The organism is Pseudomonas sp. GW823-FHT03E05 (assembly GCF_058796855.1).
The window spans coordinates 153,578-175,337 of the sequence record NZ_JBXAJB010000007.1 but is presented as its reverse complement, the minus strand read 5'-3'; the positions used below and the strand labels follow the sequence as shown (position 1 = coordinate 175,337).

The following is a 21,760-nucleotide window of genomic DNA, read 5'->3' as shown; positions in this document are numbered from 1 at the left end:
GGCACGCAATGGATGCGCCCGAGCCCTGCGCGGCAGAGCGGCAACGGACCTCAGGCCTGGGTCAGGTACCAGCGCCAGTCCTGCTCGCCGACTTCGGCCATGAACTGGCGGTACTCGGCACGCTTGACCGCCAGGTACACACCGAGGAATTCGGAGCCCAGGGCATCCCGTGCCCAGGCCGATTGCTCCAGGGCCACCAGCGAGGTCAGCCAGTCGGTGGGCAGCAGTTCGGTGGCCTGGGCGTAGCCATTGCCCTGTACCGGCTCGCCGGGGTCGAGGTTTTCCCGCAGGCCGCGATGGATGCCGGCGAGAATCGCCGCCGCTGCCAGGTAGGGGTTGGCGTCGGCACCGCAGATGCGGTGCTCGATGTGCCGGCTATTGGCCGGGCCGCCGGGCACCCGCAGGCTCACGGTGCGGTTGTCGACGCCCCAGGTGGGGGCCAGGGGCGCGTAGCTGTGGCTCTGGAAACGCCGGTAGGAGTTGGCGTTGGGGCAGAACAACAGCAGCGACTCCAGCAGGGACGCGAGCATGCCACCCACCGCCTGGCGCAACAGCGGGGTGCCGGCCGGGTCTTGGCTGGCGAACAGGTTGCGGCCCGCGGCGTCGGCGATGCTCACGTGCATGTGCATGCCGGTGCCGGCCAGGTGATCGAAAGGCTTGGCCATGAAGGTGGCCTGCATCCCGTGCTTGTGGGCCACGGCCTTGACCAGGCGCTTGTAGCGCACGGCCTGGTCCATGGCTTCCAGGGCGTCGCCGTGTTCCAGGGTGATCTCCACTTGCCCGGGGGCGTATTCGGAGATCGCCGTGCGCGCCGGAATGCCTTGCAGCTTGCAGGCGGCGTAGAGGTCGGCGAGGAACGGTTCGATCTGCTCCAGCTCGCGCAGGCCGTAGACCTGGGTGCTGCGCGGGCGACCGCCATCGGCGTCCAGCGCCGGTTGCGGCCGGCCATTGCCGTCGCGCTTGGCGTCCAGCAGGTAGAACTCCAGCTCGCAGGCCATCACCGGGTGGTAACCCTCGGCCTTGAGCCCGTCGATCACCTTGATCAGCAGGTGGCGCGGGTCGGCGATGCTGGCGGGCAGGCCCTCCTGGGGGTGCATGCTGACCTGCACCGCGGCGGTAGGGATCTGCCGCCAGGGCAGGCGTACCAGGCTGCCGGCCAGGGGGTAGGCACGGCAGTCGATATCGCCCACATCCCAGACCAGGCCGGAGTTCTCCACGTCATCGCCGTTGAGGGTCAGGCCAAGGATGGTGCTGGGCAGGGGCCGGCCGCTTTCGTACACCGCCAGCAGTTCTTCGCGGTGCAACAGCTTGCCCCGGGGCACGCCGTTGGCGTCGAGAATGAACAGCTCGATCATGTCGATATCGGGGTTGGCGGCGAGGAAACTCCGTGCTTCGTCTAGGGCTGCAAAATTCATGTTTGTGCTCGCTTGGCGCCCGTGGGGCGCGCAGGTTTTCAGGTCCTGCAACGACGCCGCGCACGGGCCGGTTGCAAGGGCAGAAATCAGGTCTGGGAGGGACCACGCAGGAGCGCGATCAGGCCAGCGGCGAGTGATCCGGAGGGCGTGAGGAATGGCGCAGGCGGGAACGGCACAGGGCCATGGGCAGGTTGACCAGAAGCTTCATGGGCAGGGCCTGTCCAGGAAGAGAAAACCGATGACGCCAGCGCGCACCTCATGCACCTCACGAGGGCGTTGGGCAGGGTGCAGCGGGGAGTGGCAGGGCAGTGCGATACGAGCGTCGACAAGCGTACCACCGCCAAGGCGCGGGGCCGTGGAGCGGGTGCAGGCCAATCCGTGGAACGGGCTCTGGGGATGCATCTGCCGGGTGATCTCGCTGTCGAGTTCGGGGTGATTATTCTTGGTTTACACCGGGCGCTGGAGGGTGCGAACTGCTGTGGCGAGCCTCCAGGGCGGATCAATACTGCAAGAAAGCGCAGGCCAATGTAAGGGGGGTAAAGGGCGCAAGCCCCTTGGCGAGAGGCATGCCTTCATGATGAAAGCCGCGTGCTAGAGCGGCGCGTCCCGGCTGCCAGGCGTGTCTGATTTTTTTACAGAGCCTTAGTAGAGGCCCGGCAGCAGGCGCCAGCTGCGGGCGCAATAGGCCTCGTATTCCTTGCCGAAATGCTTGAGCAACAAGGCCTCCTCGGCATGAATCCGCGCGATCAGCGGGACCAGGGTCAGTGCTGCCAGCAACAACCCCAGCCCCGAGCGAAACGCCAGGGCCCAACCCAGGGCATTCACCAGCAGGCCCAGGTAGCTGGGGTTGCGCAGGTGGCGGTAGAGGCCATCCACCACCAGGCGGTGGTTGGGTTGGATCGCCACCAGCCCGCTGAAGCGCCGGCCGAGGATGAACACCGGCCACAGCCGCAGCCCGCCGCCGAGGATGAACAGCAAGGCCCCGAGCCAGCGCAAGCCTTCGCCGCCGAAGGTGCAGAAATCGATGCGGTCGCTGTAGGCCGGGACGAAGCCGCTCAACAGGCCGATCACCCCGAACACCGGCAGCACCCAGCGGTTGCCCTGGTCTTCCTGCTCGCCGCTGCTCAGGTTGACTTCGCTGTACAGCGCGGCGACCACCATCAGCAGGGTGGCGATGGCGATCAGGGTCAACTGTGGATGGCCGAAGAAGGCGGAGAAACCGCCCATGCCCCAGATCGCCAGGCCCAGGTAGGCGAGGGCACCGAGGATGCTGGAAACGGCCAGTTGGGGAGATATATTCATGGGGGCCCACCCTGATATCAAAAGTATCTACAGAGTGTAGGAGTCACTTGCGGGCCGGTTGATATAACTACCCTGAGTCGGACTTTCCATCAGGCATGAAAAAGGGATGAGTCCATTACTGAACTCATCCCTTTTAGCCGACTAGCTCAACGGGTGACGAGGTCAGATGCTCAACCGAACAAGGCAAATGCATCACTGTTGGCCGGAAGATTGATGAACTGTCCATTAGATGTCTGGATTTGCTCGATGGTGTCGTAGCCGGCGAACCAGCCCTTCAGACACACACCTTCCTGTGGAGTCTGGCCAGTAGCAAAGCTCGACTGGTGCAGGTAGAGGTCATCGCCGATGCGGTCCATCAGCAAGTTGGTGCTGTTAATATTTGACAGCACCAACTTGTCGCCGCGGCTGACACCGTCGTCCTGAATGGTGACCAATGCCCGCGTGTCGATCATGTAGGTATCGTCACCCTCGCCGCCATTGGCCCAACCACTGGCCCGCAAGATCAGCTTGTCATCACCAGCCCCGCCAAGTAGCGAAAAGCCCAGCCCGGTGCCCGTCAGCAGGTCATTACCTTCACCACCATCGGCCATGCCATGTACAACGGTGATGACATCGCCCCCGGCCTCACCGTAGGCCCGACTGCCCTGATCGTTGTTTGCAGTGACAATAGTGTCGTTCCCATTACCGCCATACAGCGTATCGGCCTGCGGCCCGCTGGTCAGGCCATCGAGGCTGAAAGGCCCTATCTGCGAAATCAGTCCGCCGTACAGATAATCGTTGCCGTCACCACCGTAAAGGACGTCATCGCCCAGCCCGCCTTCCAGATAATTAACGCTTGCATCACCTGTCAGGCTGTCGTTGAAGTGACTGCCCACTACACGTTCGATGTTGCGCAGCACATCACCCTCGGCATCGCCACCCTGGTTCACGTTGGTCTGCAGATTGATCGTGACGCCTGTCGTACTGGTGACATACCAGACACTGTCCTGGCCCTCACGACCATCAATCAGATCCGCACCCTTACCGCCAATCAAAATGTCACTTAAGCGCGAGCCCGAAAGCGTGTCGTTGAAGTTGCTGCCCTGGAAGATTTCGATGTTGGTGTAGGTGTCACCCTGCGCGTCTCCGGTGTTGACTCCGCTAGACAGATCGATAGTCACGGCACTGTCCGACAGCTCGTAGCTGACCAGGTCTTGTCCGGCAGCACCATCCAGTCCCATGGCGGAAGTTCCACCATAGAAGATGTCATTCAGGTTGGAGCCCCTGATTGCTTCGATGTCGGTGTAGGTGTCACCTGCCGCGATGCCGGAATGCACGCCAGTCCTGAGGTTGAGGGTCATGCTCACTTTGCTATCGAGGTACCCCACCGTGTCGTAACCTGCGCCGCCGAAGAATTGGTCGGCTCCCGCGCCACCGTACAGCGTGTCGTTACCTGAGCCACCGGTGATGATGTTGTCGAGGTCATTGCCCCAGCCGGTGAAGGCGCCATTGCCGATAAAGGTCAGACGCTCAATATTGGCTGCCATGTAGGTATGACTTGGATTGATCACTGTCACGCGTATCTCATCATTGCCACCACCGGCCTGTTCGACGATGGTCGGCGTGACACCGGTGTTGATGTAGTAGATATCATCGCCCGCGCCGCCTTCCAGGCGAATGGCGGTTGCGGTGTGATCGGGGCCGGAGGTCAGGACGTCATTGAATGCCGAACCGATGACGTTTTCGATGCTGGTCAGAGTAGCGCCCTCGGCATCTCCGCCCTTGCCGGCCGCGCCGGTACCGAAACGCACTTCAACCTTCACTCCGGCGGACGAGGTCGAGTAGTCGACGGTGTCCACGCCAGCGCCACCATCGAAGGCCATGCCCTGGCCGTTGCCGACAAACGTGTCGTTGTAGCTCGAGCCTTTGATCGTCTCGATGTCGGTGTAGGTATCGCCTGCGGCAATGCCGGTGTTCACGCCGGTTTTCAGATTGACCGTCACGCCGGCCTTGCTGTCGGTGTATCCAGCGATGTCTAGGCCCGCACCGCCGAAGAATTGGTCGGCTCCCGCGCCACCGTACAGCGTGTCGTTACCTGAGCCACCGGTGATGATGTTGTCGCTGTCGTTGCCGTAACCGATGAAGTTCTGGCTGCCGGTGTAGGTCAGACGTTCGACGTTCGCAGCCAGGATTGTGCCGCTTGGGTTGATTACGGACACTCGCACTTCATCATTGCCACCACCGGCCTGTTCGACGATGGTCGGCGTGACACCGGTGTTGATGTAATAGATATCATCGCCCGCGCCGCCCTCCAGGCGAATGGCGGTGGCGGTGTGATCTGGGCCGGAGGTGAGGATGTCATTGAATGCCGAGCCGATGACGTTTTCGATGCTGGTCAGGGTAGTACCCTCGGCATCTCCGCCCTTGCCGGCCGCGCCAGTGCCGAAACGCACTTCAACGTTCACCCCGGCGGACGAGGTCGAGTAGTCGACGGTATCCACGCCAGCGCCACCATCGAAGGCCATGCCCTGGCCGTTGCCGACGAACGTGTCGTTGTAGTTCGAACCCTTGATCGTCTCGATGTCGGTGTAGGTATCGCCTGCGGCAATGCCGGTGTTCACGCCGGTTTTCAGATTGATCGTCACGCCGGCCTTGCTGTCGGTGTATCCAGCGATGTCTAGGCCCGCACCGCCGAAGAATTGGTCGGCTCCCGCGCCACCGTAAAGCGTGTCGTTACCTGAGCCACCGGTGATGATGTTGTCGCTGTCGTTGCCGTAACCGATGAAGTTCTGGCTGCCGGTGTAGGTCAGACGTTCGACGTTCGCAGCCAGGATTGTGCCGCTTGGGTTGATTACGGACACTCGCACTTCATCATTGCCACCACCGGCCTGTTCGACGATGGTCGGCGTGACACCGGTGTTGATGTAGTAGATATCATCGCCCGCGCCGCCTTCCAGGCGAATGGCGGTGGCGGTGTGATCTGGGCCGGAGGTGAGGATGTCATTGAATGCCGAACCGATGACGTTTTCGATGCTGGTCAGAGTAGTACCCTCGGCATCTCCGCCCTTGCCGGCCGCGCCAGTGCCGAAACGCACTTCAACCTTCACCCCGGCGGACGAGGTCGAGTAGTCGACGGTGTCCACGCCAGCTCCTCCGTCGAAGGCCATGCCCTGGCCGTTGCCGACGAACGTGTCGTTGTAGTTCGAACCCTTGATCGTCTCGATGTCGGTGTAGGTATCGCCTGCGGCAATGCCGGTGTTCACGCCGGTTTTCAGATTGATCGTCACGCCGGCCTTGCTGTCGGTGTATCCAGCGATGTCTAGGCCCGCACCGCCGAAGAATTGGTCGGCTCCCGCGCCACCGTAAAGCGTGTCGTTACCTGAGCCACCGGTGATGATGTTGTCGCTGTCGTTGCCGTAACCGATGAAGTTCTGGCTGCCGGTGTAGGTCAGACGTTCGACGTTCGCAGCCAGGATTGTGCCGCTTGGGTTGATTACGGACACTCGCACTTCATCATTGCCACCATCGGCCTGTTCGACGATGGTCGGCGTGACGCCGGTGCTGATGTAGTAGATATCATCGCCCGCACCACCTTCCAGGCGGATGGCGGTTGCGGTGTGATCGGGGCCGGAGGTCAGGACGTCATTGAATGCCGAACCGATGACGTTTTCGATGCTGGTCAGAGTAGTACCCTCGGCATCTCCGCCCTTGCCAGCCGGTCCTGTACCGAAGCGTACTTCCACGTTTACCCCGGCAGAGGAAGCCGAGTAATCAATCGTGTCGAAACCGGCGCCACCATCGATCTTGTCTGCTCCGGGACTCCCCTTGATGACATCATTCCCGCCCAGAGCGTTGATTTCGTCATACCCATCGGTACCTGTCAGCGTGTCAGCACCGTTTGTCCCGTTGATAATTGCCATTCGCGTCTTCCTTGCTTTGATGTTGAACCAGATATCGTGAAAAACGTGTTTGCAGCCAATTAGTTGAGATAGAAATCGCTTCCATCGATTTCGGCCGCTATGGGCCGAACGTGAAGATAAAAATCAACAGTTCCTGACGGGGATGATCAAGCTGAGATTTTTTCCGTCAGGTGCCCCGCCAGAAAGTCGATGAAGGCCCGGGTCTTCTGCGGCACCCGCCGCGCCGAGGGGTAGACCACGTTGATGCTGATGGGCGGCGCCTGCCATTCGCAGAGCACCGGCACCAGGCGCCCGGCCGCCAGGGCGTCCTCGACGATGAAATCCGGCAGCAGGGCGATGCCCATGCCGGCCTCGGCGGCCTGGGCCAGCAGGTCGCCGTTGTTGGCGTGCAGCGGCCCGGTGACATGCACCCGCTGCACGTCACTGCCGTTGCTCAATTGCAGGCTGACGCCGCTTTGCAGGTAGCCGTAGTTCAGGCACTGGTGGCTGCTCAGGTCCTTGGGCTGGCGCGGGACGCCGGCCCGGGCCAGGTAGGTGGGAGAGGCCACCATGATCCGCGGTGCCGGTGCCAGCTGGCGGGCCACCATGGACGAGTCCGGCAGGCTGGCAATGCGCAGGGTGACATCGAAGCCGCCGCGCAGCGGGTCCACCTGCTGGTCGCTGAGCACCAGTTGCAACTCGATCAGCGGATGCTGTTCGTGGAACAGCGGCACCAGCGGCCCGAGCCGACGCAGACCGAAGGACATCGGTGCATTGACTCGCAGCACTCCGCGCAACTCGGCGATGCCATCGCGCGCGCGCTGTTCGGCCTCGTCCACCGTGGCCAGTACTTCCCGAACGCTTTCGTAGTACTCGGCGCCGGCTTCGGTCAGGCGCAGGCTACGGGTGGTGCGTTGCAGCAGTTGCACGCCGATGGCTTCTTCCAGTGCCTGGATCTGTTTGCTGACCTTGGAGCGGGGCACGTCCATGGCGCGGGCGGCTGCGGCAAAGCCGTTTTCGTCGACGGTGACGACGAAGGCGCGCATGCATTCGATACGGTCCATGATTGTCCCTGTTTTAGAATCAATGATTCTCGATTTTAGGTAATTGTTCCTTTTTCGGCCAGGCCCTAGATTAGCCACCAAGCCGGACGCCACGGGGCGCAAGCAGCGCCATCAGCCGGTCATGTTCGACCCTCACTCTCTGACTGCAAAAGGAACGCGCCATGTCCATTCGTGAATTGCTCAACCCGACCAACTCCGCCCTGATCCTCATCGACCACCAGCCGCAGATGGCCTTCGGCGTGCAATCGATCGATCGCCAGACCCTGAAGAACAACACCGTGGCCCTGGCCAAGGCGGCCAGGATCTTCAACGTGCCGAGCATCCTCACCTCGGTGGAGACCGAAAGCTTCAGCGGCTACATCTGGCCGGAACTGCTGGCGGTGTTTCCCGGCCAGCAGCCCATCGAGCGCACGTCGATGAACTCCTGGGAAGACCGCAAGCTGGTGGACGCGGTGAAGGCCACCGGGCGCAAGAAACTGGTGATGGCGGCGCTGTGGACCGAGGTCTGCCTGACCTTCCCGGCGCTGGAGGCCATGGCCGAAGGTTACGAGGTGTACATCGTCACCGACGCCTCCGGCGGCACCAGCCAGGAGGCCCACGACATGGCCGTGCAGCGGATGATCCAGGCCGGCGCGGTACCGGTGACCTGGCAGCAGGTGCTGCTGGAGTACCAGCGCGACTGGGCGCACAAGGACAGCTACGACGCGGTCATGGGCCTGGTACTGGAACACAGCGGTGCCTACGGCATGGGCGTGGACTACGCCTACAGCATGGTGCACAAGGCCCCGCAACGTCAGCTGTAGGCGCCGCCTGGCCGGCGAATGCGATCGCACCGACCGCTTCGCTGGCAAGCCAGCGCTTACGGGCCTTAACTGTGATGCGCAAATGCATCTCCTCGCAGACCCTGGAGCCTTCTGATGAACATCGAACTCACCGACGGTGTCGTGACCCTGCTGGTCCGTCACCGGATCAAGCAGGGCCAGGATCAGGCCTATGAAACCTGGCTGCGGCAGATCATCGCCAAGGCTCGCAGCTATCCGGGGCACCTGGGCATCGACGTGGTGCGTGGCCACAGCGGCGGCCTCGGGTTGTTCACCAGCGTGCTGCGCTTTGCCAGCACCGAACAGTTGCAGCACTGGCTGGATTCCGCCGACCGCCGCGAGCTGGTGCAACAGGCCCAGCACCTGCTGGCCGACGGTGACCAGACCGAAATCAACGCCGATCGCGAATTCTGGTTTACCCCCCAGGACGGCGGCGCACCGACCCCGCCACCGCGCTGGAAACAGGCGTGTGTGACCTTCCTGGTGATCCTGCCGCTGAGCTTCCTGGTGCCGCAATTGTGGAAGCCGCTGTTCGCCCAACTGCCCTGGCTTGGCGGCTATGTGCCGGCCACGGTGCTGATCACCCTGAGCATCGTGCTGCTGGTGGTCTACGTCTTCATGCCCCGGGTCACGCGCCTGTTCAGCCGTTGGCTGCAGCCACGCAGTGCGGCCTGATTCCTTCCCGACCTTCGTTTGGAGCAATGCCATGAAACCCGATGCAATTGCCGACCTGATTCTGTTCAACGGCCGCCTGCACACCGTGGACCGGGCCAAACCCCGGGCCAGCGCGGTAGCGATCAAGGACGGGCGCTTCATCGCCGTGGGCAATGATGCCCAGGCCATGGCCCTGCGCGGCGCCGGCACCCAGGTCATCGACCTCATGGGGCGCACGGTGATCCCCGGGCTCAATGACTCGCACCTGCACCTGATCCGCGGCGGCCTGAACTACAACCTGGAACTGCGCTGGGAGGGCGTGCCGTCCCTGGCCGATGCCCTGCGCCTGCTCAAGGAACAGGCCCTGCGCACCCCGGCGCCGCAGTGGGTACGGGTGGTGGGCGGCTGGAACGAATTCCAGTTTGCCGAGAAACGCATGCCGACCCTGGAAGAACTGAACCAGGCGGCGCCGGATACCCCGGTGTTCGTCCTGCACCTGTATGACCGCGCCTTGCTCAACCGCGCCGCGCTGCGGGTGGTGGGCTACGACCGCAACACGCCAAACCCGCCGGGGGGCGAGATCGTCCGCGATGGCAACGGCAACCCCACGGGCATGCTGATCGCCCGGCCCAACGCGATGATTCTGTACGCGACCCTGGCCAAGGGGCCCAAGCTGCCGTTGGAGTACCAGGTCAACTCGACCCGCCAGTTCATGCGCGAACTCAACCGCCTGGGGGTCACCAGTGCCATCGATGCCGGCGGCGGCTTCCAGAACTACCCCGACGACTATCAGGTGATCAACCAGTTGGCGGCCCAGCAGCAACTGACCGTGCGCATCGCCTACAACCTGTTCACCCAGAAGCCCAAGGAGGAACTGGCGGACTTCAAGCACTGGACCTCCAGCGTCACCTACGGCCAGGGCGACGACTTCCTGCGGCACAACGGGGCAGGGGAGATGCTGGTGTTTTCCGCTGCGGATTTCGAGGACTTCCTCGAACCGCGTCCCGACCTGCCGCAGAGCATGGAGCAGGAGCTGGAACCGGTGGTGCGCCACCTGGTGGAGCAGCGCTGGCCGTTCCGCCTGCACGCCACCTACGATGAATCCATCTCGCGGATGCTCGATGTGTTCGAAAAGGTCGACCGCGACATTCCCTTCAACGGCCTGCCGTGGTTCTTCGATCATGCGGAAACCATCAGCCCGAAGAACATCGAACGGGTGAGGGCCCTGGGCGGCGGCATCGCGATCCAGGACCGCATGGCCTTCCAGGGCGAGTACTTCGTCGAGCGCTACGGCGCCAAGGCCGCTGAGATGACCCCGCCGATCCAGCGCATGCTCGCCGAAGGCGTCCCGGTGGGCGCCGGCACCGACGCCACCCGAGTCTCCAGCTACAACCCCTGGACCTCGCTGTACTGGATGGTCAGCGGCCGGACTGTCGGCGGGCTGGAGCTGTACCCCCAGGGCTTGAGCCGCGATACCGCGCTGGAGCTCTACACCCACGGCAGCGCCTGGTTTTCCTCGGAACAGGGCAAGAAGGGCCAGATCAAGGTCGGGCAACTGGCGGACCTGGTGGCCCTGTCGGCGGACTACTTCAGCGTCGAGGAAGAGGCGATCAAGTGGATCGAGTCCCTGCTCACCGTAGTGGATGGCAAGGTGGTGCATGCCGCCGGTGACTTCGACCAACTCGCCCCACCGAGCCTGCCGGTGACCCCGGACTGGTCGCCGGTGGCCAAGGTGCCTGGGCATTGGAAGCCCAATGCACCGTTGCAGAGCCAGGTGCACCAGTGCAGCGGACCGTGCGCGGTGCATGCCCACGGGCACCAGAAAGCGCGCATGTCCAATGTACCGGTGAGTGACTTCCAGGGGTTCTGGGGAGCGTTTGGGTGTTCGTGTTTTGCGTTCTGAAGCAAACCCGTAAAAGGCGGCAGGGCGGTAGACCGTCCTGTCGCCTGCTATTTGGGAAAATCTCCCGGCTGCAGGAGGGGTAGGATGCGTGTCAGTCGATGCCAGGAGGCGTATACGCCTGTTCGATATGGCCGATGTTCTTGTTCAAGATAGGCTTGGAAATTCTGAGGATCAGTGACTCAACGTGTTTTGGGAAATCCAACCAATCGGAGCTGCCGACGTCGTAGGCTGAGATGTAGCGAACGATTTCGTAGCGTTTATCGGGCTTCTTCTTGATCCCTGCCGGGAACTGGATGTCTACGTCCCGGCGAATGGCCGAGTAGGTTTCTTTCAACAGGTTGGTGGCTTTGCCTAGGTAGATGAGGTTGGCCATCGAGTCATAAAAGGCATAGATGCCTGCCCGCTCTTCGTGGCCCTTGAACAGGGTTTTCAACTGAGCCATCACCGGCTGGTCCTGCTTGAACTCGGCGAACTCCACCACTGACTGGAATTCAGGCGTAAAAGCACAGTGTATGAAGTGCTCAACTGTGAGGTGCTGTGGCTGGCATTGGCCAGAACACCAGTCCGCGATCTGCTTGCTGCTGTACCCGGTATGGGAACAGGCAGTTTCTATGTCTCCCGAGTAATACTGTTCAATGATGTAACGCAAAACACCGCAGCGATCAGTCACAAAAAATCCTTTTCCCAGATTTGGCTTAGCTATCGAGTAGACCTCCTGATGGTTGTACTGAGTCTCAGCATGATCCTGAAAGTCCGTATTCCAACCTCCAGGTCGGCTTGAGTGGACGAATGATACTAATTGGCCATTATTGTGTCCAACCGTTAGCAGATGGTGCTCTTGAAGTGGTTTCGGTATCCGGAAAAGGCAATTCAAGTTCGTTGCAGACAATAAAAAGGGGCGCTGAAAGTTCAGCGCCCCTTGTTGGCTTATACCCAGTGTTAACTTGTCTCAGCAAAACCGATCAATAACCCGAACTTCCGACTTATCCCGCAGCGATTGCCATTCGGCTTTCAGGGTCTCCAGGACCCGGCCGATGAAGTCCTTGTCGGCGGCGGCTTTCTTGCCGACGTAGCCCTGGCCGCGGCGGTACATCTTCAGGCGGGCCGCGAGGTCCCGGTTGTTCTGGTCGAACTCTGCTTCATGGCTATGGGGCGACAGGCAGTCGATATGCACTTGGCCCGACTTGGCGATCCACAGGATGTGGCTGTCGTGGCTGTCTTTCTGTGCGGCGAACATGCGTGCCAATTCATCAATAGTGGGTTGGTTATTAAGATTCATTTGTAGCCCCCTTGACCATTTATCGATCTATCTAAGTTGATTCGCTAATTCATCTTGCTACGTCGGTAAGTTGAACCCTGATACCGGAAACAGGGCGACAGAGGGTGTCTGTCGGATACAGATAAGGCCCAGAGCCTGATGCGTGTAGTTGCCTTGATTAACTGCTACGCAATAGCGTCACAACGAAGAGAAGCAGCGTAAACCTGGATGAAGCTGCCGACATTCCCACCATCGGCCACAAGCATCTTGAAGAGTTTTCGCCGGCTTCCCGTCGTGGTACTGGACGGTCAATGCCAGGTCAGTTTCATCAATCTGCCTTGTGGGCAGTACACATCCGGGTCACAGCTCGGCGGTCAGACGAGCTTGCTCATAACACCTTTGCCTCGTCCCCCGATCGGGGAGACGTCTGCATCATGCAAGGCCGAAATCCTCTCGTCAACGGTTTTGTAGTGAAAATTTTCAGGCACTACATATTGTCTGACAAAAGCCGAAAAGCCATCATCCGGCCCCCCCAACGCGAGGCTGGGCAGGTAGAATCGGCGCCTTGAAATGTTCTGAGGTTGCAGCGGTGGATGTACAACAAGGCTTCGTCCTGACCCGGCACTGGCGCGATACGCCGGCGGGCACGCAAGTCGATTTCTGGCTGGCCACCGACCAGGGGCCGCGCCAGATCCGCCTGCCGTTGCAGACTTCCGTGGCCTTTATCCCGGCGGCGCAGCGGGCCCAGGCCGAGCGCTTGCTGACCGACGACCCGGATGTGCAACTGCGCCCATTGCAGTTGCGTGACTTCCACCAGCGCCCGGTGCTGGGCCTGTACTGCCCGCAGCACAATCAGCTGATGCGCCTGGAGAAGACCCTGCGGCGCGCCGGGGTCGAGGTGTTCGAAGCCGATGTACGACCGCCCGAGCGCTACCTGATGGAGCGCTTCATCACCGCGCCGGTGTCCTTCGGCGGCCAGCCCGGCCCCGATGGCTTGTTGCTGGAGGCGCAGATGAAGCCGGCGCCAAACTACCGGCCGAGCCTCAAGCTGGTGTCCCTGGACATCGAGACCAGCGAGCGCGGCGAGTTGTATTCCATTGCCCTGGAAGGTTGCGGCCAGCGCCAGGTGTACATGCTCGGCAAGGCCCGGGACGACGACAGTGCGGTGGATTTCGACCTGGAGTTCTGCGGCAGCCGCGAGCAGTTGCTGGAGAGGCTCAACCAGTGGCTGGCCGAGCATGACCCCGACGCGATCATCGGCTGGAACCTGGTGCAGTTCGACCTGCGCGTACTCCACGAACACGCCCGGCGCCTGGCGGTGCCGCTGCGCCTGGGGCGTGGTGGCGAGGAAATGCAGTGGCGCGAGCACGGCAGCCGTACCCACTATTTCGCCTCGGCCGCCGGCCGCTTGATCATCGATGGCATCGAGGCATTGCGTTCGGCGACCTGGAGCTTCCCTTCCTTCAGCCTGGAAAACGTCGCCCAGACCCTGCTGGGGGAGGGCAAGTCGATCGACAACCCCTACCAGCGCATGGACGAGATCAACCGCATGTTCGCCGAGGACAAGCCGGCCCTGGCCCGCTACAACCTCAAGGACTGCGAGCTGGTGACGCGGATCTTCGCCAAGACCGAGCTGCTGACCTTTCTTCTGGAACGGGCCACGGTCACCGGCCTGCCCGCCGACCGCAGCGGCGGTTCGGTGGCGGCCTTTACCCACCTGTACATGCCGCTGATGCATCGCCAGGGCTTTGTCGCGCCCAACCTGGGCGAGCTGCCGCCCCAGGCCAGCCCCGGCGGTTTCGTCATGGATTCGCGGCCCGGGCTCTACGAGTCGGTGCTGGTGCTGGACTACAAGAGCCTGTACCCGTCGATCATCCGCAGTTTCCTGATCGACCCTGTGGGGCTGGTGGAAGGCCTGCGCCAACCGGACGAGCAGCATTCGGTAGCGGGCTTTCGCGGCGCGCGTTTCTCCCGCACCCGGCATTGCCTGCCATCGATCGTGACCCGGGTCGCCGAGGGCCGCGAAGTGGCCAAGCGCGAGCACAATGCGCCGCTGTCCCAGGCGTTGAAGATCATCATGAACGCCTTCTACGGCGTGCTGGGTTCCAGCGGTTGTCGCTTCTTCGACCCGCGCCTGGCGTCCTCCATCACCCTGCGTGGCCACGAGATCATGGCCCGCACCCGGCAACTGATCGAGGCCCAGGGGCATCAGGTGATCTACGGCGACACCGATTCCACCTTCGTCTGGCTCGGCGGCCTGCATGACGAGGAACAGGCAGGCCTGATCGGCCGTGCCCTGGTGGCCCACGTCAACCAGTGGTGGCGTGATCACCTGCAGCAGCAATACGGCCTGGAAAGCGCCCTGGAGTTGCAGTTCGAAACCCACTACAAACGCTTTCTGATGCCCACCATCCGTGGCGCCGAGGAGGGCAGCAAGAAGCGCTACGCCGGCCTGGTGCAGCGCGCCGATGGCAGCCAGGAGATGGTCTACAAGGGCCTGGAGACGGTGCGCACCGACTGGTCGCCCCTGGCCCGGGAATTCCAGCAGGAGCTGTACCAGCGCATCTTCCACCGCCAGCCCTACCAGGACTATGTGCGCGACTACGTGCAACGCACCCTGGCCGGGCAACTGGATGACCTGTTGATCTACCGCAAGCGCCTGCGCCGGCCCCTGGACGACTACGAGCGCAACGTGCCGCCCCATGTCCGCGCAGCGCGCCTGGCGGACGAATACAACCGCGAGCAGGGCCGCCCGCTGCAGTACCAGAACGGCGGCTGGATCAGCTACGTCATCACCCTGGCCGGCCCCGAGCCCCTGGAAAACCGCCGCGCGGCCATCGACTACGAGCACTACCTGACCCGCCAGTTGCAACCGGTGGCGGACGCCATCCTGCCGTTCGTGCAGGACGATTTCAGCACCCTGGTGGGTGGGCAGATGGGCCTGTTCTGAAGCGCTTCAATCCACCACGAACAGCTTGGCCCCCACGGCGGTGAAGGAGCGGTGCGGCTCGGCGTTGTCCGCCACCTGGTAGCTCATGCCCGGGGTCAGGACGAACCGCCGGCCGTCCTCCAGTTCGGTGTGCAGCTCGCCTTCCAGGCACAACAGGATGTGGCCCTTGGAGCACCAGTGGTCGGCCAGGTAGCCGGGGCTGTATTCCACCATGCGCACGCGAATTTCACCGAACTGCCGGGTGCGCCAGAAGGCGCTGCCGGTTTCGCCGCGATGCTCGGTGGGTTCGATGTTCGACCAGTCGGTGGTGGCGAAGGGAATTGCGCTGATGTGCATGCACGGCTCTTGAGGTTGTGAGGCAAAAGGGGAGAGGGCTCAGTCGTCCACGGCTTCGCAGAGACCACTGGCGCCATGCTTGTCGGTGTACTTGACGGTCACCGATTCGTCGTCCTCGACGCTGATGGACAGGCTGATTTCTGCCGTCTTGACCTGGAAATGCCGGTCATCCACGGCACTGTTCTTGACTGCTTTGCCGTTGATGTAAACCGGGCCGCCCTGGTCGGCGCTGACTGCCAGATTGCCCGGGCAGGAGACGTTGAACAGTGGAATGCCTTCGGCGTGGGCCGAGCCGGCAAGGATCATCAAGGTGCCCAGAAACAGGATTTTGCGCATCACAGACTCCTATCCAAAGAGGGCCGCGGGGCCCCGGTGCGGTGTCTAGCCTATCCCTTGGCGCCCCCTCGTGCGAGTGGAAAATTTACCCCGTGCCAGAGCGTTCCGGGAGCTTTGTAGGACAAAAAAAACCGTGGACTCACGGCTGACGGATATGTCAGGTTTCCAGCGCCTCAATGGGCGAGTGATAGGACGATCTCGCAGGCGGGGTCGCAGCTGTCCTATCGGATTTTTTGTCTGGAACAAGGACGTAGCAATGTCAAAAGCACTCTCGGAAGCAGTCGGCAACGGCATCGATTCGGCCGCTCAGGCCAGCCATGCCTACCAGCAAGTTCTGGCCTTCAGCCACCTGTATGACCGTGGCGGCAGCGAGCTGGTGAACGGCAAGCCATCCTTCACCGCGGACCAGGCGGCGGATTCGATCCTGCGCAAAGGCCTGTCCTGGCACGACCAGAACGGCGACGGCAAGATCGACCTGAGCTACAGCTTCCTCACCGAAAAACCGGCCAACTACAACCCGGCCCTGGGCAGCTTCAGCGAGTTCAGCGCACTGCAAAAAGCCCAGGCGCTGTTGGCTCTGCAATCCTGGGCGGACGTGGCCAACGTGACCTTCACTGAAGCGGCCAAGGGTGGCGACGGCCACATGAGCTTCGGCAACTACAACGTCAGCACCGGCGGCGCGGCCTTTGCCTACCTGCCGTCCGGCAGCAGCTACGACGGCCAGTCCTGGTACCTGATCAACGACCAGTACCGGGTCAACGAAACCCCGGGCAACGGCAACTACGGCCGTCAGACCCTGACCCACGAAATCGGCCACAGCCTGGGCCTGTCCCACCCGGGCGTGTACAACGCCGGCAGCGGCAGCCCGACCTACAACGACGTGACCTACGCCCAGGACACCCGCGGCTACAGCCTGATGAGCTACTGGAGTGAGAGCAACACCGGGCAGGACTTCAGCAAGGACGGCGGCGGTGCCTACGCCTCGGCGCCGTTGCTGGACGATATCGTCGCGGTGCAGAAGCTCTATGGCGCCAACCTGGAAACCCGTGCCGACGACACTGTCTACGGCTTCAACTCCAACACCGGTCGGGACTTCTACAGCGCCCACAGCGCTTCGGACAAGCTGGTGTTCGCGGTCTGGGACGGCGGCGGCAACGATACCCTGGATTTCTCGGGTTTCACCCAGAACCAGAAGATCAATCTCAATGAAGGGGGCTTCTCCGATGTCGGCGGCCTGGTGGGCAACGTGTCCATCGCCCATGGCGTGACTGTGGAAAACGCCATCGGCGGCTCGGGCAATGACCTGCTGATCGGCAACGCTGCGGCGAACATCCTCGAAGGCGGTGCCGGCAACGACATCATCTATGGCGGTGGCGGTGGCGACACCCTGTGGGGTGGGGCAGGGGCTGATACCTTCGTCTACGGCGCGGCTGCGGATTCGACCTTCGACGCCCCGGACTGGATCATGGATTTCGTCAGCGGCGAGGACAAGATCGACCTCACCGGGATCCCGCAATTCGCCTCCGGTGGCGCCACCCTGAACTTCGTCAGCGGCTTCACCGGGCATGCCGGCGACGCGATCCTCACCTACTACGCCGAAACCAACCAGACCAGCCTGATGATCGACCTGACCGGTCATGGCGCGGTGGACTTCGCCGTGGGTACCGTGGGCCAGGCGGCGGTCACCGACATCATCGCCTGATCGACCCTGGGTAACGGGAGCGGCGCCTCAAGGTGCCGCTCTTTGGCGAATTTCAGTCACCGCCCCCGCCGCCACAACCTCCGCCCCCGCAGCCACTGCTGTCGCCCCCGCCACCATCGCTGCCGCCACTGTCGCCATCACCGCCGAAACGCGAGCTGTCGCTGTCGCTGCTGCTGCCGGAAGAGTCGCTGTCCAGGGAGCTGCTGTGCAGCTCGCTGCCGCAGTGCACCAAGGTGGCGCTGCCGCCGTTGTCGGTCAGGCGGCGCAGGGACTGGCAGTCGGCGACGTAGTGAAAGCCCCCGGCAATCTTCAGCTTGGTGTCCAGGGCGAACAGCAGTGGCAGGCGGCTGGGCTGGGCCGGGTTGATGTTTTCTTCCAGGCAGGCCTGGCGCCAGACCCGGCGCAGGCCGTTGTCGCTTTGTTGCGCGGCGTTCTGGCCGAGCACCGCCGCCGGGGTGTGGTGGAGGAACTGGCCGAAGGCCTGGTTGCAGAACTGCTGGTAGTCCCGGGTATGCAAGATGAATTCGTGCCACAGGTCGTCCACCACCTGGGACGGCATCGACACGTAGCGCTGGCCGCTCTTGAGGTAGGCGAGAAAGAACTGGCGCAAGCCCTGGGCCACCAGCTGGCAGTCCTTGAGGTTCAGGTGCGGGTGCTGGGTGCGCAGGGGCTCGAACAAGCGCGGCGGCAGGGTGAAGTTGCGGATGTGGGCTTCCCGACGCAAGGCCGTGAGGGCTTTCTGACGGCGCCAGAACACCAGGATCAGGGCCAGGGCCACCACTGCGGGCAAGATCAACAGCATGTTCGGTCTCCGCCGGAAAAAGTGCCGAGACAGTGGCGCAATGCGGCGTTTTATTCAAGCCATCGCCGTGCGCCTGCCGCTGGTGGTGGGGATCGGGGACACAGGCCGGGAAAAGTCCGTCAGGGCCAACCAGCACTTCTATCTTCTGCTTATTGCCAGACCACGACTTGGCTGGCCAGGGTTTACACACCACACGGAAGTCACCCCATGAAAGCACGCAGAACCCCCATTGCCGTTGCCATCGGCCTTGCCGGCCTGTGCCTGTTGCCCACGGTGCAGGCCGACCAGGGCAGCGACACGGTGGCCCGCCTCAACCAGTTGTACAACGACACCCGCCAGGATTGCGGCGGCCCGTCGAAACCGGCATTCCTGTGTTCCGGGGTGCTGTTTCGCGCCACCTGGCCGTCCACCGACTACCAGTTCTACAGCATCAGCCCGAAAAGCCAGGCCAGCGGCGGCGTATCGGCGTCCTACCTGCGCAAGGATTCGAAGTTCCGCAAGCTGGCCTACGGACTGCAGAGCGGCTTCATCTTCGACACCATCTTCGGCAACCCCAAGGATCACCAGGACTATGCGGTGCTCTGTTCCTTCCCCATCGACGCCGCCACCGACGACCGCGGGCAGCAGGGCTGCACCGACTCGCGGCGCACCCCGGGCAATGTCGAGAAGTACTGCCACGAGATCGGTGTGACCACCGCCGAGCAATGGGGCGCCAACTACCGACAGAACCGTGGCGACCACTCGCGCCAGTGTTCCTTCGATGTACGTGACGAACGCAACAGCGCCGCCGGCCCGGCGTTCTACCAGAGCATCCGTTCCATGGCGCAGATCGCCGCAGAATCCTTCGGCACTCAGAATGAGCTGCGCCTGGCCAAGTGGGAGGAAAAACCGCCGCAATCGCCCTCGATCCTGGCCCTGTTCTACACCGAGGATGGCGGCCTGGAAGGTGCACGGCTGAACCAGATCCAGTGGTACAAGGCCGTGCAGCAGTACCTGCCGGTGATCAACATGAAGCTGCCGCAGACGCCCCAGCAGGACGCGAGTTTCGTCTACGACAACAAGAAGCAGGTGATCTACCCGATCACCGAGAAGAACAGCTGCGATCGCTATGTGCAGAGTGCGGTGTGGATCGAACGTGATGACCCGGGCTTCGGCAAGAAAGTCATGACCCTGGAAGTCACGCCCACCGATTGCGGGCGCAACGTCAAGGACAACCAGACCAACAACTTCTTCAACGAACTGGCCAGCGACCACTACCTGGACGCCCAGTGGAAGAACAACCCGGACAACCGCGACAGCAGCGTGGGCAGCATGCGCCGGCAACTGGTCTGCCACTTCAATATTGCGCGCAACAAGCCGGAGTGGAACCTGGAGCCTTCACGGCCCTACACCTCCAACGAAGACTCCATCGCCAAGGGCTGCAACAACACCTGAGGCCCGCCAGGCCGCCTTCGCCGGCAAGCCGGCTCCTACGGCCCCCGCACTATCACCGGCCACCGTAGGAGCTGGCTTGCCAGCGAAGAGGCCCGCAAGACCGCCCCCGTCGGCAAGCCCGAGCACGCTGCTCAGTTGTGGTTGATGTCGACGTCCCGGGTTTCCCGCAGGCACAACAACCCCACCACCAGGCTGACCCCGGTAATCAGCACCGGGTACCACAGGCCATAGAAGATATCGCCGGTGTAGACCACCAGGGCAAAGGACACGGTCGGCAGGAAACCGCCGAACCAGCCGTTGCCGATGTGGTAGGGCAGGGACATGGAGGTGTAGCGGATACGGGTCGGGAACAGCTCCACCATCAGCGCCGCCAGCGGGCCGTAGCACATGGCGGCAATCAGGATCAGCGCGACGATCAGCACCACCACCATGGTCTTGTTGACGTTCTGGCTGTCGGCCTGCTGCGGATAACCGGCCAGGGTCACTGCGCCGCGCAGGGCGGCCTCGTCGAAGCCGTTGATCTTCACATCACCGACGCTGACCTGCACCGGGCTGCCGGCGGGGGCGGCGATGCTGCTGTAGGGCAGGCCCTGCTTCACCAGGAAGGTCTTGACCTTGTCGCAGGGGCTGTCGAAGCGCGCCTTGCCCACCGGGTCGAACTGGAAGGTGCAGGTGGCCGGGTCGGCGGTGACGCTGATGGGCGCCTGGCGGCTGGCCTGGTCGATGGCCGGGTTGGCGTAGTGGGCCAGGGCCTTGAAGATCGGGAAGTACAGCAGCGTGGCCAGCAGCAGGCCGAGCATCAGCACCGGCTTGCGGCCGATCTTGTCCGAGAGCCAGCCAAAGAAGATGAACATCGGCGCGCCGATCACCACGCTGATGATCAGCAGACTGTTGGCCAGGGCCGGGTCCATCTTGAGGAACTGGGTGAGAAAGAACAAAACGTAGAACTGCGCGGCATAGAAGGTCACCGCCTGCCCGGCATTGATGCTGAACAGGGCGATCAGCACCACCTTGAGGTTTTCCCACTTGCCGAAGGATTCGCGGATCGGCGCCTTGCTGGCGCGGCCTTCCTCTTTCATTTTCAGGAAGGCCGGCGACTCGTGCAGGCTCATGCGGATCCAGGTGGAGATGCCCAGCAGCACGATGGACAGCAGGAACGGCAGGCGCCAGCCCCAGACCTCGAACTGGTCGCCGGTGAAGTAACGGCAGGCCAGCACCACCAGCAGCGACAGCAGCAGGCCCAGGGTCGCGGTGGACTGGATCCAGCTGGTGTGCAGGCCGCGCTTGCCCTGGGGCGCGTGCTCGGCCACGTAGGTGGCGGCGCCGCCGTACTCGCCGCCCAGGGCCAGGCCCTGGAGCATGCGCAGGGCCACCAGGATGATCGGTGCGGCGATGCCGATGCTGGCGTAGTTGGGCAACAGGCCCACGGCGAAGGTCGCAACGCCCATGAGGATGATGGTGGCAAGGAAGGTGTACTTGCGCCCGATCATGTCCCCCAGGCGGCCGAACACCAGGGCGCCGAAGGGGCGCACCACGAAGCCGGCGGCAAAGGCCATCAGGGCGAAGATGAAGGCCGTGGTGTCGTTGACCCCGGCGAAGAACTGCTTGCTGATCACCGCCGCCAGGGCGCCGTAGAGGAAAAAGTCGTACCACTCGAACACCGTGCCGAGGGACGACGCGAAGATGACCTTCTGGCTGCCCTTGGCAGTGGAGTCCTGCAGGGGCGCGTTCAGGGGCTGTGCGTGTTCTGACATAGGGGGCTTCCTTACAGTGATTATTGTTGTTGTTCCACTGCCGACGCCGTTTCCAGCGCCGCTGTTGCAGATTCACCGCGACCGCACGATGAACCCTCGTTTCCCTCATCCGTAGGAGCTGGCTTGCCAGCGAAGAGGCCCGTGAGCCGGG

16 protein-coding genes are annotated in these 21,760 nt (G+C 62.7%); 6 read left to right on the top strand and 10 right to left on the bottom strand.

From position 1 onward, the window contains the following. Nucleotides 1-50 precede the first annotated feature (50 nt). The 4 genes from AC1RCO_RS26075 to AC1RCO_RS26060 all read right to left on the bottom strand — a co-directional run bounded on the left by AC1RCO_RS26075 (nt 51) and on the right by AC1RCO_RS26060 (nt 7,659). A complete protein-coding gene (locus tag AC1RCO_RS26075; RefSeq protein WP_492618180.1) occupies nt 51-1,415 on the bottom strand; it encodes a glutamine synthetase family protein in 1,365 nt (454 codons plus the stop codon). Nucleotides 1,416-2,057: 642 nt separating this feature from the next. Continuing rightward, entirely contained in the window at nt 2,058-2,717 is a 660-nt protein-coding gene (locus AC1RCO_RS26070; protein WP_065363771.1) for a methyltransferase family protein, read from the bottom strand. A gap of 170 nt (nt 2,718-2,887) precedes the next feature. Beyond that, nucleotides 2,888-6,616: a beta strand repeat-containing protein gene (locus AC1RCO_RS26065; RefSeq protein ID WP_492618179.1), complete on the bottom strand. Its 3,729-nt coding sequence runs from the start codon at nt 6,614-6,616 to the stop codon at nt 2,888-2,890. Between the two features lie 146 nt (nt 6,617-6,762). After that, nucleotides 6,763-7,659, bottom strand: a complete 897-nt coding sequence (locus AC1RCO_RS26060) for a LysR family transcriptional regulator (protein ID WP_492618178.1) — start codon at nt 7,657-7,659, stop codon at nt 6,763-6,765. Nucleotides 7,660-7,820: 161 nt separating this feature from the next. Here AC1RCO_RS26060 and AC1RCO_RS26055 point away from each other — a divergent pair, with 161 nt between their 5' ends. From AC1RCO_RS26055 to AC1RCO_RS26045, 3 genes are all read left to right on the top strand, one after another. Then, nucleotides 7,821-8,462: a hydrolase gene (locus tag AC1RCO_RS26055; RefSeq protein WP_015635223.1), complete on the top strand. Its 642-nt coding sequence runs from the start codon at nt 7,821-7,823 to the stop codon at nt 8,460-8,462. Nucleotides 8,463-8,576: 114 nt separating this feature from the next. After that, nucleotides 8,577-9,155, top strand: coding sequence for an antibiotic biosynthesis monooxygenase (locus AC1RCO_RS26050; protein ID WP_011060774.1), 579 nt, complete (start codon nt 8,577-8,579; stop codon nt 9,153-9,155). A gap of 31 nt (nt 9,156-9,186) precedes the next feature. After that, nucleotides 9,187-11,037, top strand: a complete 1,851-nt coding sequence (locus tag AC1RCO_RS26045; RefSeq protein ID WP_342403593.1) for an amidohydrolase — start codon at nt 9,187-9,189, stop codon at nt 11,035-11,037. A 91-nt stretch (nt 11,038-11,128) separates the two neighbouring features. Here AC1RCO_RS26045 and AC1RCO_RS26040 read toward each other — a convergent pair whose 3' ends face one another. Both AC1RCO_RS26040 and AC1RCO_RS26035 read right to left on the bottom strand, forming a co-directional pair. Then, nucleotides 11,129-11,707 (bottom strand): GIY-YIG nuclease family protein, encoded by a 579-nt coding sequence (locus tag AC1RCO_RS26040; RefSeq protein ID WP_342403592.1) that lies wholly within the window; start codon nt 11,705-11,707, stop codon nt 11,129-11,131. Nucleotides 11,708-11,986: 279 nt separating this feature from the next. Then, the gene (locus tag AC1RCO_RS26035) at nt 11,987-12,316 is read right to left on the bottom strand and encodes a hypothetical protein (protein WP_011060776.1); all 330 of its coding nucleotides are present in this window, start codon (nt 12,314-12,316) and stop codon (nt 11,987-11,989) included. Between the two features lie 568 nt (nt 12,317-12,884). Between AC1RCO_RS26035 and AC1RCO_RS26030 the strand changes: the two genes are divergently transcribed. After that, nucleotides 12,885-15,245 carry a DNA polymerase II gene (locus AC1RCO_RS26030; protein WP_492618177.1) on the top strand — a complete coding sequence of 787 codons (2,361 nt, stop codon included), beginning with the start codon at nt 12,885-12,887 and terminating at the stop codon, nt 15,243-15,245. A gap of 6 nt (nt 15,246-15,251) precedes the next feature. On the opposite strand, the gene AC1RCO_RS26025 is transcribed toward AC1RCO_RS26030, so the two are convergent. Continuing rightward, a complete protein-coding gene (locus tag AC1RCO_RS26025) occupies nt 15,252-15,581 on the bottom strand; it encodes a DHCW motif cupin fold protein (protein ID WP_011060778.1) in 330 nt (109 codons plus the stop codon). A gap of 39 nt (nt 15,582-15,620) precedes the next feature. Next, nucleotides 15,621-15,917 carry a hypothetical protein gene (locus tag AC1RCO_RS26020; protein ID WP_011060779.1) on the bottom strand — a complete coding sequence of 99 codons (297 nt, stop codon included), beginning with the start codon at nt 15,915-15,917 and terminating at the stop codon, nt 15,621-15,623. Nucleotides 15,918-16,173: 256 nt separating this feature from the next. Between AC1RCO_RS26020 and AC1RCO_RS26015 the strand changes: the two genes are divergently transcribed. Further along, nucleotides 16,174-17,619 (top strand): serralysin family metalloprotease, encoded by a 1,446-nt coding sequence (locus tag AC1RCO_RS26015; protein ID WP_015635227.1) that lies wholly within the window; start codon nt 16,174-16,176, stop codon nt 17,617-17,619. A 52-nt stretch (nt 17,620-17,671) separates the two neighbouring features. Here AC1RCO_RS26015 and AC1RCO_RS26010 read toward each other — a convergent pair whose 3' ends face one another. Next, a complete protein-coding gene (locus AC1RCO_RS26010; protein WP_123430968.1) occupies nt 17,672-18,421 on the bottom strand; it encodes a glycine-rich domain-containing protein in 750 nt (249 codons plus the stop codon). Between the two features lie 207 nt (nt 18,422-18,628). Between AC1RCO_RS26010 and AC1RCO_RS26005 the strand changes: the two genes are divergently transcribed. Further along, nucleotides 18,629-19,855 carry a DUF2599 domain-containing protein gene (locus AC1RCO_RS26005; RefSeq protein ID WP_053157830.1) on the top strand — a complete coding sequence of 409 codons (1,227 nt, stop codon included), beginning with the start codon at nt 18,629-18,631 and terminating at the stop codon, nt 19,853-19,855. Between the two features lie 131 nt (nt 19,856-19,986). Here AC1RCO_RS26005 and AC1RCO_RS26000 read toward each other — a convergent pair whose 3' ends face one another. Next, on the bottom strand, nt 19,987-21,609 hold the full coding sequence (locus tag AC1RCO_RS26000; protein WP_011060783.1) for an MFS transporter: 1,623 nt from the start codon (nt 21,607-21,609) through the stop codon (nt 19,987-19,989). Nucleotides 21,610-21,760: the final 151 nt, after the last annotated feature.